Here is a 14,699-nt window from a genome sequence, read left to right on the forward strand (position 1 = left end):
TAGGAATATTCAATCTTTTTATATAAGTTTGCAGCACTTACATCTATACAGTAAGTGCTATAACCAACTAAATCACAAACAAATGATGGACTCTCAAGAGAAAGCCCTTCCCCGGGGAGAAGAAGAAAATACGAATATGGTGAAAGACCCGGTAAATGAAACATTGCCATCTACAGACTGCACACAGACTACAGACGAGGTGAAAGCAGAAGTGGAAACTCCAATTGAAGAGGAATCGGCCATGAATACACCTAAGCGGAAAATATATCAATCCAAAGAGGAAATTCTGGAACGTGCCAAAACGATTGTGGCTGATAATGAAACGCCTGATAAAGAAGAAGTAGACTACCTGAAAACCACATTCTATAAATTGCATGTCGCTGAGCGAGACGCCGAACAAAAAGCTTATTTGGAAAATGGAGGCGACCCTAACACCTATCAAATCAAACCCGATGAGGTAGAAGAAGCATTCAAAGCACAGATAGGAGTGATCAAAGAACGTCGCGCAAAGATTCTTCAAGAACAAGAACAAGAGAAACAAGAGAATCTGAAAAAGAAACTCGAAATTATCGAAAAGATAAAAGCAATGGCTACATCGCCTGATGAAGCCAATAAATCATACGCCACTTTTAAGGAATTACAACAGGAATGGAAAGACATCAAAGCCGTACCTGCTGAAAAAGCCAATGAGTTGTGGCGCAATTACCATTTGTATGTTGAGCAGTTCTACGATCTCCTCAAACTCAACAGCGAAGCTCGTGAATACGATTTCAAGAAAAATCTCGAATTGAAGGAGAAACTTTGCGAGAACGCAGAAAAACTATCGGAGGAGAAAGATGTCATCAGTGCTTTCCATCAATTGCAAGAACTGCACCAAGCGTATAGAGAGATAGGACCCGTTTCAAAAGAATTGCGTGAGCAAATCTGGGGACGATTCAAAGCTGCGTCTACGATCATCAATAAAAAACATCAGCAACACTTTGAAGACCTACGCGCTAACGAGGAAGAAAACCTTGAAAAGAAAACCGTTCTGTGTGAAAAGGCGGAGGCAATAGCTGCAAAAGAAAATAAAGGAGCCGCCGATTGGGAAAAACATACCAAAGAAATGCTTGAGATACAAGCAGAATGGAAAACCATAGGGTTTGCTCCTCAAAAGATGAATGTGAAAATCTTTGAACGTTTCCGTAAGGCTTGCGATGCCTTCTTTACCCAAAAGGCTGCCTTTTTCAAGGAAACGAGAGAACGCTATACAGAAAATATCGAAAAGAAACGCAAACTGATAGAAAAGGCACAGGCCCTGGCCGACAGCACAGAGTGGCGTTCGACGGGCGATAAACTGATTGCCTTGCAAAAGGAATGGAAAACAATAGGCATGGTTCCGAGAAAGATAGGGGATAAATTATGGGAAGAATTTCTCACAGCTTGCAACAAATTTTTCGAAGCACGCAATGCCGTTCATGCCGATTCGCGCAGCGAAGAACATGAAAACCTCAGTAAGAAGCGACAGATTGTCGACCAGTTGAAAGAAATGTTGCAACTAACGGCCGATGATTTACAGGAAAAGGTAAAGCTTCTCGTCGATGAGTATAGCCAAATAGGCCATGTTCCCTATAAAGAGAAGAACAAACTTTATGATGATTTTCATAAGACGCTTGACCAACTCTATAAAAAGCTGAACATTTCTGCTACCCATCGTAAGTTGGATGAATTCAAAACCAACTTGAAAAATATGGCTCAGCGCGGGGCCGACATGGTGGACAACGAGCGCGGACGTTTGTTGCGCCGTTATGAAGCCATCAAGTCGGAGGTGCAAACCTATGAAAACAATCTCGGATTCCTCAATGCCAGTAGCAAGAAGGGCAACAGCCTGATAGATGAAATGAACAGGAAAGTTCAGAAACTGAAAGATGATATGGAATTGGTTCGACAGAAGATCAAAGCTATCGACCAACAAAATAAAGAACAGCAACCATAGAAAGAATAGATAAAAAAGCTGTTGACGAATTTCCATCTATAAGAAACTGTCATCCATTCTTAGGCATCAGTGTCTCACTGATGCCTTTTTCGTAGAATAAGCCGTAGTGGACATATCAGCATCAAAAAGCAGGGAGTAAGCCTTGCATGCCTGCTCCCTGCTATTGTTGATCGCTTTTGCTATCAAATAGAAAAGGGTGAAACGATACCCGCCTGTTCGACGTCAGCATCTTTTCACCCTTTCAGTTGGGTTGGTCATCGGCTTCCACTCCGCAGGTCGACAGTCCTTTGAGTAGAAGCTTCGCAGCTATGACTTCGGCTTTTTCGGTTTTGCCTCCTTCTTGCTCCGTTTGGGATTATCCACCTCCACTTCTATTTTCTTCAGCGCATCACTGATCGGCTGCTTCCAGCGCACCAGAATTCGCGGACGCTTCAGTGAGGTGGCACATACGTCTTCCTCTTTCACTTCCATCTTCGAAGGAATGGTGGTGCGAAGCGAAAAGATGTCACCCAAGTCGAGCGAACCACCCAGAGCAACCACTTCTTTGATGATGTTCTTCAACGTGATGAACACATTGCGCACATCGCCCTCGCTCAACGACGTTTCGCGAACAATGCGGTCGATGAGCCATTCTTGCGAGAACTTGAGTGGAGCCTTGGGTTCGGCCCCATACGCTTTTTGCCCTTTGCGTGGGCCTACGCCGAGCACGCGCTCGACAACTTTAAAAATAATCATGTTCTTAACGGTTTAAATAAATACTATGGAGCTAAGCCATTGGGTTTCGCCCCGTTAACTGCTTTCTTTTAGTGCTGCATAGCCCACGCCGCTGGGTTGAGTTTCATCTTCCTATTGGCAAGGCTTTCGTCTTCCTATTGAGAATCCTTTTGTATTCCCATTGGGAAAGGTCTTGTCTTCCTATTGGGAATCCATCGATCTTCCTATTGGGAAAGGTCGAGGCTTCTCACTGGGAACACGATTGCCTCTATATTGTGAATGGAAAAGTACACCTATCGAACATCCTCAAAGAGCTATACTTATACTACTTTTGGATTGATACTTAAAGTATCGGAGGAGTGATACTTAGAGTCCTTGACCTTTCCTATAAGGAATCCTCGACAAGTCCTAGTAGGAGTCCTCCGGCACCTCCAATACCTATCCCTTAGTCCTCCCACGGCGAGTAACCCGCCATCGTTTGTTCGACTGCCGCATCCTCCTCGTCTTCGTCGAAAATGCCAGGCTTAGCCAGTCCTTCGTTCTCGCCAACGGAGTGCGAACTGATAACGAACTGTGCGATGTTATCGTCGGTCAACAGTTGGGTAACCTTAATCTGCGGGGTGATATATCTTTGTTTCATTGTTTACTACTTATTACTTAATACTTTCTTACTTACTCCCTCACTACTTTCTTGCCGTTGACGATGTAGATGCCGCGACCGGGATTCATCACGCGACGGCCCTGAAGGTCGTAGATGACGTCTTCGCGTGGCTGTGCTGTCGGGCGAACGTCGCGTATGCCGGTCGTTTCGGCCTCCTTGCGGGCGGATTCGAAGTCGATTGTAAATCCTTTGGCGGGCGCAATGGCTTCGGCCAGACGCAGACCCGCACGATGAGCTTTCAACTTGATGGAGGCTCCTTCGCGCGTGCCCTGCTTGTAAAAGCCGATGCCCTCGTCGCCGTTGGCCAGCACATAGTATTTATCGCCGGCCGACGAGAACTCCCGCTCGGTGGCGGTGCCGATGAGCAGGTTGCCTGTCACGTTCTCCTCCGTTCCCGTCACGTTGGCTTGATATTCTATCGTGCTACTGGGCGTGCCTTGCAAAATAAATCCAGTCTGCTTCGGGATAATCTTGCCTGCGGTGAACGCCTTCACCACAGCTTGGTCGGGAATTATCTTGCTTCCACTTGGGTTGATGCCCGTGATGATATACGCCGTGCAGCCCGTAGGAATCTTGAAGTTCTCATTCTCTAAGTAATAGGAGGTATAGCCACTTGTACCGATGGCGAGTTCCTCGCGGTATAAGTTAGCACCATCTACCCAATACAGTTGAGACTTGTAAGCCGCTGTTGCATCAACAGGAAGATAAACCACTTGTAAATTGGTTAAGTTTCTAAAAGGATTGGCAGGATTATAAGCAGGATTACCTGGGTTGGAATTGTAGATAAGTGCAGGAGTAGGCTTGGTAAAATATATCCTTTCCAAATTATCCAGTTCCGTAAAAGTAAATACACTGATGGTATCAAGCTGTGCAGGTAGTTCCAATTTCTTTAAGGGCGGATTACCATCTCCAAAGATATTATCGCCCAGCCTACGCAAGGTTTGTGGGAATTTGATATTGGTAACCATAGACTGAGATGGTTGATTGTTAAAGGCATAAGATCCGATGAACCTTACCCTTGTATGGGAAAGGTCTATCATCTTCAGTTTCTGTACGTATCTGAATGCTGCTGCCTCTATTACTTCCAACGTAGAAGGAAATATTATGTCTTCCAAATCAAAAGCAAGGTCGGCCGAATAAATTCGAATAACTTTAATGTTTTCAGATAGAATCAGTTTTTTTAGTCCATTACCATACACTTGGTTATCTACAAACGTAACTCTTCCTGCAATGTCTGTCACCTTGTAAATATCACCGTTGTAGGGAACTGTTCCGGGCACAGTCATAACAGTAGTACCAGGTGCTCCATTGCCTCGTGTTATCTTAGCGAGCTTGTTGACGGGGTCTGTAATGGTGAAATCAAACTGCACACCCGTTGGGTCTGTCCAACTCGAACTTTGTGCCCGTCCTGCAAGAGCGACGAAAATGGCACAACATACTATTACTCTTCGTTTCATTGTTTTGTTATATTTGTTACTGAATACTTACACGAAAAATCGTCGTTATTTTCCTCTTGTGCGGCTTGGCAAAAGGGCATAAAAAAGTGAACAAAGGGAACCCCTTAAGAGCCCTTTGTTTATAGGAGTTACGGCACGCTTCGCGCGCGCGTAAGAGGAAGTGGAAAATGTATAGTTAGACGCTAGGTGCGAATGTGTGTGTGTGTGTGTGTGTGTGTTAGCAAATTATTTGGAACCACCAAATAATCGGACAGAAAAAGAACAGAAAAATCAAACTTTTTCTGCAACGGCATTGCGCCTTGTATTGTCTTGCTATTTATAACACTCTTATGTTTCACGGCGGCAAAGGTATAACAAAGTTTTGAAACCGCCAAACGATGTGAAAAATATGTTAGAGCTTAGAATAACACACTATAGCATTGCCCCAATTTTGATTATTTGTTTTAATCTTCCGCTTAAGATTTCGTCCTTGCACGCCGTCTGGGTAAGAGAAGAGTTCAGTCGAAGAGATGGAGTTTATTTTTCCTCGCCTCTTCAATGGGCAAGAGTTTGTGTCGTTGAGCAGGATAGTTGTTGCGTAGTTGATCGTATTTTTGGTTCAGTTCGTTTATATAGTCAGACTCTTCTTTGGGATTGAGCAGGCGGTTGGCCACAAGCGAGTTTTGACTGGCATCTTTCATCCAAACCACTGGGCCGCCATAGACTGGCGCAATCTTTAGGGCTACGTGCAGTTCGCTGGTCGTGGCTCCGCCAATCATGATGGGGATGTCCAGACCGGCACGTTTCATCTCAAGGGCCACGTTCACCATTTCCTCGAGCGAAGGGGTGATAAGTCCACTTAGTCCGATGATATCCACTTGCTCTTCCCGGGCTCGACGAATGATTTGATCGGCGGGCACCATCACACCAAGATCGATCACCTCGTAGTTGTTGCAGGCCATCACCACAGCCACAATGTTTTTCCCTATGTCGTGCACGTCGCCCTTCACTGTGGCCAGGAGCACTTTGCCTGCCTTCGTGGCACCGTCGGTTTTCTCGCGCTCAATATAAGGTTGAAGGATGGCCACGGCCTGTTTCATAGTGCGGGCTGTTTTCACAACCTGTGGCAGAAACATCTTACCCTGCCCGAAGAGTTGTCCCACCTCATTCATACCTGCCATAAGGGGGCCTTCAATGATATCAACGGCGTGAGGATAGTGACAGAGAGCCTCGTGAATATCAGTCTCAAGGTATTCGCTGAGGCCTTTGCGTAGTGCATAAGCCAATCGCTCTTCCAGGGGTAGGTGCCGCCATTCTTCCTCAATGGGGGTGGCGGTAGAAGAAGCTCCATCTGCTTTCAGATGTTCTTGTTGGACTTTTATTTCCTCGGCCAGCAGGATGAGTTGTTCGCCCGCGCCAGGTTTGCGGTTCAATACAACATCTTCGATTATTTCGAGTTGATGGGCGGGAAGGTCGCTGTAGGTCACTTTTTCAGCAGGATTGACGATACCGAAATCCATCCCTTCCCGGATGGCATGATAAAGGAACACTGCGTGCATGGCCTCGCGAATATAAGTATTGCCGCGAAAAGAGAACGAAAGGTTGCTCACACCGCCGCTGACATGTACGCCGGGCAGATGAGTGCGTATCCAACGAATAGAGCGGATGAACTCAGCAGCATAGTTGTCATGTTCTTCAATGCCGGTGGCAATGGCCAGGATATTGGGGTCGAAAATGATGTCGAGTGGATTAAAGTCCACCTGTTGGGTAAGGATGCGGTAGGCACGCTGGGCGATTTCGATGCGACGTTCGAAAGAGGTGGCCTGTCCGGCTTCGTCGAAACACATTACCACGCAGGCGGCCCCAAACCGCTTAATGTCTCGTGCATGACGAATGAAGACTTCTTCGCCCTCTTTTAGCGAAATGGAATTGACAATACATTTACCTTGCACACATTTAAGACCGGCGAGGACGACTTCCCATTTCGACGAATCGATCATTACCGGTACACGGGCAATATCGGGTTCGGCAGCTATCATATTGAGAAAGATGGTCATCTCGCGCTCGGCATCGAGCAGGGCATCGTCCATGTTGATATCAATTACAAGGGCACCGTCAGCCACTTGTTTGCGGGCAATTCCGATAGCTTCTTCATAGAGACCGTTTTGAATGAGTCTCAGAAATTTTCTACTGCCTGCCACATTGCATCGCTCACCCACATTAACAAAGTTCACCTCGGGTGTTACATCAAGTCGTTCAAGCCCCGAAAGCCACATCGTATTTGATCTTTCAACGACACGATGAGGTTGTTTTCCACGGGATAGTTCGACATAGCGGGCAATGAACTCGGGCGTTGTTCCACAGCATCCTCCAAGAATATTCACCAAGCCTTCGTCGATAAATTCGGCTATTTGCGGTGCCATACTATCGGCGGTTTCATCGTATTGTCCCATCGAATTGGGTAGTCCGGCATTGGGATAGGCCGAGATATAATAAGGAGCTTTCTGGGCGAGTTCCTTGAGGTAAGGTTTCATCTGACGTGCACCAAATGAGCAGTTGAGCCCTACGGAGAAGATGGGAAGCGAACTGATGGAAGCCAAAAAGCCCTCGATGTTTTGCCCGCTGAGGGTTCGTCCGGCCAAGTCGCTCACGGTGATACTGAGCATGATGGGCAAACAGGTACCACGAGAGGCCATGACATGGAGTGAGGCATCAATAGCGGCTTTGGCGTTAAGGGTGTCGAAGATTGTTTCAATGAGAATGGCATCAATACCACCCTCAACGAGTGCGTCAATTTGCTCATGATAGGCACTAAAAAGCTGATCGTAGGTAATGTCGCGTGCTGCGGCGTCGCTTACATCGGGACTCATTGAGCAAGTCTTATTGGTAGGGCCAACCGATCCACAGACGAACCTCGGCCACTCGGGCGTACTAAATTCGTCGGCTGCCTGTCGGGCCAGTTTAGCTCCCAGGAAAGCCATCTCTCTGGCGCGACTCTCGAGTTGATAGTCAGCTTGGGAAACAACCTGCGAAGAGAAAGTATTGGTCTCGATGAGGTCGGCTCCGGCGGCGAGATATTTCCGGTGGATGTCTGTGATGATGTCTGGGCGTGTGAGGTTAAGTAGGTCATTATTACCCTTAAGTTGTCCTTTGTAATGGACGAGCATACCGTCGCGGAAATCCTCTTCACTCAAAGCATATTCTTGAATCATCGTGCCCAGGGCACCATCAAGAATCATGATTTTCTTTTTTATTATTTCCTGAATCGTCATCTTTTCCCTACCACTTTTTACTTCCATCAAAACCGCTTGATGGCGCGATCCATTTGTCGACGATCTTCTTTTTCTTTGAGGGTTTGTCGTTTATCAAATTCCTTTTTCCCTCGTGCCAGGGCGATATTAATTTTGGCGCGCCCGTTGGAGTCGATAAACACAAGTGTAGGCACTATGGTGGTACCTACTTGTTTAACGGCCTCTTGTAATCGATTAATCTCACGTTTATTGAGCAGCAGTTTGCGGTCTCTTCGAGCCTCATGGTTGCTGAACGATCCATAAAAATAAGGTGAGATATTCATTCCTTTAACCCATATTTCTGCATTGTGGATATAGCAGAAACTATCTACAAGCGAGGCTTTTCCCAGGCGTATCGATTTGATTTCCGTACCGGTGAGGACAATACCTGCGGTATAGGTTTCGAGGAAGAAGAAGTCGAACGAAGCCTTTTTGTTTTTGATTTGTATCTTTTGTTCCATTATCTTTTATTTAGGGGTGAAAGGAGTAAAGGAGTGGAATGCCTTTTATTTAGGAGTTAACACAAATGTTTGCTTGATAAAAAGTTTTTTAGAGGAGATTCCAAGAAGTATAACAAGGAGCATAAAAAAATAAAGGTTCAAGAATCACAACTATTGACTTACCCCCTTTCACTCCTAAACTTCTTTTACTCCTACAAACTGTTCGGTATGTTCTGTGATATATTGTGCCACTTGAAGCGTAAAATCCTCCTCGTGTTCGACAAAGAAGTCGTCGAAGTCGTCAAAATCAGAGAACCGTTCGAACAGAGCCATAAACTCCTCGTCGTCGCATTCGATTTCAATCTCTTGGCGATGTTTTACAAACAGCGGGTATACTTTACTGATAAGTCGCCCCAGATCCAAGAGTCCCCATGCCTTTAAGGACCACGCAAAGGGATTCAAAAAGATGAACGGACCATCGCCGTTGTGGATGAGTTGGACGAATCCGCCAGTCATTACCTCCTCCCGCAGCGTGTGATAAGCCATGAGAGTGAGTTGGTGGGTATTGAGCCGCTGGATGTTTTCTTGGGTTAAACTGCCGCCGACATGTTGGTAGAGCGTCTCGACCAAGAGATTGATGAGTTCGTCTGCCCCCTTGTCCGCAACTTCCCTAAGTTGGGCATCTGTAAGGATTGTTTTTACTTCCATTTGATTTCCTGAACTAAAAAACTGAATGCTGCAAAGGTAGATAAATTCGCCGGAATACGGACAAAGACAGCGAATTTAATGCACTCGGACTCCCATTGCGTGGCGCAACGGAGGCTTACAACAGATGTAAATGCTCATCAACGATGTCAACGGGAGCTATTAGTTCACAATTTCTGTTAAGGTGTTCGACGATAGTTCAACCATTTCTCTTTCCATCAAGCCTCGCATCCCCAAGCGAGGACAGCCTGTTTCTCAAAAAAATGTATTTACTTTGCACCCTGAAAATATCCGTTTGCAAATCTATGTTGATGAAAAAATATATCCGCCGGGCCCTGCTTGCCCTCACCATTCCCTTCACGCTGCTGGTGATACTTATCGTTTTGCTCTATCTCCCTCCCATTCAGAATTGGGCAGTGCGGAAGGCAGCAATTTATGCCTCGGAGAAGACGGGGATGCAAGTGAGCGTTGAGCACGTCGGACTCAGTTTCCCAATCCACTTAAGGTTAAAAGGCGTGCTAGCCGTTCTACCCAACGACTCGCTGCCGCAACGCCCTGACACGGTGGCCCGAGTGAGTAACATCGTAGCCGACGTGCAACTGTTACCCCTGATAAACGGGCGGGTGGAAGTGGACGAACTCCGCCTGCACCACATTCATCTCAACACATCTCATCTTGTTCACGAGGCACGGGTGAGCGGACGGGTGGACGAACTCTTAGTGCGCGCCCGCGGTATCGATCTCAAAAGCAAAACCCTGCGTGTGAACTTAGCTCGGCTCTCGGGAGCCAACATCGCCGTGGAACTCTCAGACACAGTTCCACCTGACACTTCAAAGAGCGAAGTAATGTGGAAAATCAAGGTCGACCAACTGCAAATCAATCGTTCCACAGCCACACTTCATACCGCCGGCGACAGTCTCCGTCTTCAGGCTCGGATGGAACGACTCACAGCCTTTCAAGGAGTCTTCGACCTGCACCAAAACAGCTACCGTCTACACCGCCTCGACTGGCAGGGTGGACATCTTGCCTATGACCGTCCTCTCGAACCACGCACAAGAAGATGGGACGGGAATCATCTCCAACTCAACGATCTACTTCTTGGTATCGACTCCTTCGCCTTCGCCCAGTCCCGACTCAACCTACAAGTTCGCGTCTGCGCCTTCCGCGAGCCTCACGGACTGCACATCACTCAGCTCGGTGCAGACGTGACCCTCGATTCCACCCGCCTTCATCTATCCCGTCTTGAGGTCCGCACCCCTGAATCCCGTCTAACGGCACGGTTCGACATGGATCTCAATACCTTTGACAAGACAAATCCCGGTAGACTAAACCTCACACTACACGGATCGCTTGGGAAGCAAGACCTCATTCGACTCCTTGGCTCCCAAGCTCAGGGATTCCGCCGATCGCTGCCCAACGCTCCCCTCGCCATCGATGCTGTGGCTTGCGGAAATCTACAACGCATCTCCATCGCCGGGCTCCATCTCAGATGGCCCACCGCCGTGAAGCTCCATGCCCAAGGATTCATCGAGCATCCCACTGAAACGAAACACCGACGCGCAGAACTCTCCCTCCAGGCTCAAACCTACAACCTGGGTTTTGCTGCCATGTTGCTCCCGCACGAACTGCAAAAACGCCTGCGCATCCCGCAGAACATCTCCGCCAAGGCTCAGCTGAAAATGCTCGGCGAGACTTATTCCGCCCGGCTCGCCCTACGTCACAGTCGAGGTCTCTTGCAAGCCTCAGCCGCTTTTCGGACGAACCCTCTCGTCTATTCGGCCCGCATCCGGGCACATCGCTGGGAGGTGCAACACTTTCTACCGGGAATGGGCTTGCATCCTTTCACCGGCGAAGTGGAAGCTCGCGGTGCAGGCACAGACTTCCTTTCACCTCACACTCGATTAGAGGCTCGTACACGGATCGACCGGTTCCGATTCGGCGGCTATGACCTTGACCACATCACCGCCCGTGCTCACGTAAGAAACGGACAGCTCGAGGCCTTGCTCAAGAGCTCGAATCCGTTGCTCCAAGGCTCTATCTCGCTCACAGGACAGACTGACGGCCGACAACTAAAAGCACACGTGAACGGAGGATTCGACCGACTCGATCTCTTCCGCCTCCGCCTGCTTGATCAAGATGTTAGAATGGCTTTCCACGTCAACTTAGATGTAGAGAGCAACGATAAAGACTTTTACAAGCTGCAAGGTAGGATGAACGACATCACGCTCCTCGACTCAAGCAAAACCTATCGTCTCGGAGCCATCAATGCCAACCTATTCACCCGTCGCGACACGACGCACGCTGCTATGACCTGCGGCGACTTCGAACTCCGCGTCAACAGTCAGGGGGGCTATGCCTATATATATAATAAAGGTGTCAGACTATGGCGAGAACTCCGCCACCAACTCCTCACCAAGCACCTCGACGAGAGCAGACTGCGGCAACGACTACCACTGGCGGCCGTCTATCTGAAGTGCGGACGGGAAAATATTTTCATGCGTGTGCTGCGGAAATATGGTTTCCAGGTGGGCGATGCGCTCGTCGACCTGAAATCATCGCCCGTGGCAGGACTGAACGGAAACGTGGCTCTCCATTCGTTGCTGGCCGACAGCATTCAGCTCGATACCATTCGGCTACGAGTGTATTCAGACAATGCCAAGATTGCCTACGCCGCGCAGGTGCGAAACAACAAGAAAAATCCCCAATACGTCTTCAATGCTCTCTTGGACGGAGCCCTCGAGGAAAGCGGAACCTATCTGCGAACCAACATCTATGATGCCAACAACCGATTGGGCATTTCTCTGGGTCTACGCGCCACGATGGAAGATCGTGGTATACGGCTCAGCATCTTGGGCAGTCAGCCCATCCTGGGATACAAGCGGTTTGCGGCAAACGACAGCAACTACGTCTTCCTGGGCAACGACCGCCGCCTGCGGGCCGACCTCCGTCTGCGGGCCGACGACGGAACCGGCATTCAACTTCTCACCAACAACGACAACACCGAGGCACTGCAAGACCTCACGCTCTCGCTTAATCATTTGAATCTCGAGCGGCTCTTCTCCGTGCTGCCCTACACGCCCGAGGTGTCGGGAACGCTCAACGGCGACTTCCACATCATCCAAACTCACGACGAAGTTTCTGTCTCCTCGGCCGTCTCGATCTCCGACCTGGCCTACCAGCGTAGTGCCATGGGCAACATCAGCACCGAATTCGTCTACATGCCCAAGGCCGACGGCGGGCATTACATCGACGGCGTGCTCATGAAAGATCAAGTGGAAGTGGGCCGACTCTCGGGCGTATACAACTCGCGAAAGGGAGGAACGATCGATGCCACCCTGGCTATGGACCGACTACCGATGTCGCTTGTCAACGGATTCATTCCCCGCCACCTCCTTGGCTTCAAAGGTTATGCCGAGGGCGAAGTGGCCATCAAAGGAACGCTGGCCCGCCCGCAGGTGAACGGCGAAGTATATCTCGATTCCACCTACATGTTCAGCGAGCCCTACGGCGTATCCCTACGATTTGCCAACGACCCCGTGCGCATCGTCAACAGTCATCTGCTATTCGAGAACTTCGAGGTATATGCCTACAACGACAGTCCGCTCAACGTCTCGGGCTCGTTCAACTTCTCCGATCCCTCGCGCATGATGATGGACGTAAGGATGCGCGCCACGAACTACGAAATCATCAACGCCCGGGAGAACTACCGCTCCGAGGTATACGGGAAAGTGTTTGTCAACTTCTTCGGAGCCATGCGGGGCGAAGTGAGCAGTCTGCAACTGCGGGGCAAGCTCGACGTGCTCGATGCCACCGACATGACCTACGTTCTGCGCGACTCGCCCCTCTCGACCGACAATCAGCTCGAAGAGCTCGTTTCCTTCGTCGACTTCTCCGACCACGAGGCCGAAACCGTCGATCGTCCGCCGCTCACCGGATTCAACATGGACCTGGGCCTCAGCATCGACGCCAATGCCCACATCCTCTGTGCGCTCAACGCCGACAAGTCCAACTACATCGACCTCATGGGCGGCGGCGATCTGCTCATGCGCTACAACGCCGTAGACAATCTGCTGCTCACCGGGCGATATACCCTCAACAACGGTGAAATGAAATACTCGCTACCCGTCATCCCCCTGAAAACCTTCACCATCAAAGACGGCAGCTATATCGAGTTCACCGGCAACCCGATGAACCCGCGGCTCAACATCACGGCCACCGAAACCACCAAGGCCTCCGTCTCGACCAACGGGCGCGATGGGCGTATCGTCGACTTCGAATGCGGCGTCGTCGTTACCAAAACCCTCAAAAACATGGGGCTCCAATTCACCATCGACGCCCCGCAAGATATGACCATCAGCAACCAGCTCAACACCATGGGTATCGACGAACGCGGAAAACTGGCCGTCACCATGCTCACCACCGGCATGTATCTGGCCGACGGAAACACCAGCGGATTCTCGATGAACAACGCCCTGAGTGCCTTCCTCCAAAGTCAGATCAACAACATCACCGGCAACGCCCTGCGAACGCTCGACCTGAGCTTCGGACTCGACAACGTGACCGACGCCAGCGGAAACATGCACACCGACTATTCTTTCAAATTCGCCAAACGGCTTTGGAACAATCGCGTGCGCATCATCCTCGGCGGAAAGGTGTCCTCGGGTGCAGACGTGCCCAGCACCAACAATACGTTCTTCAACAACGTCTCGCTCGAATATCGCCTCAACCAAGGTTCCACCCGCTACCTCCAGGCCTTCTACAACCGCGACAGCTACGACTGGCTTGAGGGCGACATCGGCAAATACGGCGTGGGATTCATCTGGCGACGCAAGCTGTATCGCTTCCGCGACATCTTCCGCCTCAAAAATCCCGAAGAAATCATCATCCCACCCACCGATTCGATCAAAAAATAATTGATCATTTTCTGTGTTTTGGGAAGGAAGACGGGAGATTTCTACTGGCGTTACTGTAGGGTACAGTAACGCCATTTTCGTCTCCGCGGCCTTACTGTAGGGTACAGTAGCACCATTTTTGCCTCTGATGGCGATTTTGTAGGCTACAGTAGCACCATTTTTGCCTCCGCGATGGTTTTGTAGGCTACAGTAGCGCCATTTTTGCCTCCGCGGCGATTTTGTAGGGTACAGTAGCGCCATTTTTGCCTCCGCGGCATTACTGTAGGGTACAGTAGCACCATTTTTGCCTCCGTGGCGTTACTGAGCCGCTCAATTTCATCATTTTCGTCTCCGCGGCGTCACTGAGCCGCTCAATTTCATCATTTTTGTCTCCGCGACGTTACTGAGCCGCTCAATTTCATCATTTTCGTCTCCGCGGCGTTACTGAGCCGCTCAATTTCATCATTTTCGTCTCCGCGACGTTACTGAGTCGCTCAATTTCATCATTTTTGTCTCCGCGACGTTACTGAGCCGCTCAGTAGCACAATTGTCAATTGTCTATTATCTCTGTTTCTACTTTTTTTTC

8 protein-coding genes are annotated in these 14,699 nt (G+C 49.3%); 2 read left to right on the forward strand and 6 right to left on the reverse strand.

Translation table 11 applies throughout. From position 1 onward, the window contains the following. Positions 1-82 precede the first annotated feature (82 nt). Positions 83-1,975, forward strand: coding sequence for a DUF349 domain-containing protein (locus J5A66_RS05690; protein ID WP_211789710.1), 1,893 nt, complete (start codon positions 83-85; stop codon positions 1,973-1,975). A 306-nt stretch (positions 1,976-2,281) separates the two neighbouring features. On the opposite strand, the gene J5A66_RS05695 is transcribed toward J5A66_RS05690, so the two are convergent. The 6 genes from J5A66_RS05695 to J5A66_RS05720 all read right to left on the reverse strand — a co-directional run bounded on the left by J5A66_RS05695 (position 2,282) and on the right by J5A66_RS05720 (position 9,224). Beyond that, entirely contained in the window at positions 2,282-2,710 is a 429-nt protein-coding gene (locus J5A66_RS05695; protein ID WP_211789711.1) for a DNA-binding protein, read from the reverse strand. A 424-nt stretch (positions 2,711-3,134) separates the two neighbouring features. Further along, positions 3,135-3,329, reverse strand: a complete 195-nt coding sequence (locus tag J5A66_RS05700; protein WP_211789712.1) for a hypothetical protein — start codon at positions 3,327-3,329, stop codon at positions 3,135-3,137. A gap of 32 nt (positions 3,330-3,361) precedes the next feature. Beyond that, complete coding sequence (locus J5A66_RS05705) at positions 3,362-4,807, reverse strand: leucine-rich repeat domain-containing protein (RefSeq protein ID WP_211789713.1); 1,446 nt, start codon at positions 4,805-4,807, stop codon at positions 3,362-3,364. 497 nt (positions 4,808-5,304) lie between these two features. Next, positions 5,305-8,058, reverse strand: a complete 2,754-nt coding sequence (gene metH, locus J5A66_RS05710; protein WP_211791447.1) for a methionine synthase — start codon at positions 8,056-8,058, stop codon at positions 5,305-5,307. Positions 8,059-8,084: 26 nt separating this feature from the next. Continuing rightward, the gene (gene smpB, locus J5A66_RS05715) at positions 8,085-8,537 is read right to left on the reverse strand and encodes an SsrA-binding protein SmpB (RefSeq protein WP_211789714.1); all 453 of its coding nucleotides are present in this window, start codon (positions 8,535-8,537) and stop codon (positions 8,085-8,087) included. A 174-nt stretch (positions 8,538-8,711) separates the two neighbouring features. Further along, the gene (locus tag J5A66_RS05720) at positions 8,712-9,224 is read right to left on the reverse strand and encodes a DMP19 family protein (protein ID WP_211789715.1); all 513 of its coding nucleotides are present in this window, start codon (positions 9,222-9,224) and stop codon (positions 8,712-8,714) included. A 308-nt stretch (positions 9,225-9,532) separates the two neighbouring features. On the opposite strand from J5A66_RS05720, the gene J5A66_RS05725 reads away from it, so the two are divergent. Next, positions 9,533-14,134, forward strand: coding sequence for a translocation/assembly module TamB domain-containing protein (locus J5A66_RS05725; protein ID WP_211789716.1), 4,602 nt, complete (start codon positions 9,533-9,535; stop codon positions 14,132-14,134). Positions 14,135-14,699: the final 565 nt, after the last annotated feature.

Origin of the sequence: Prevotella sp. oral taxon 475 (assembly GCF_018127805.1) — a bacterium.
Lineage (GTDB): Bacteria > Bacteroidota > Bacteroidia > Bacteroidales > Bacteroidaceae > Prevotella.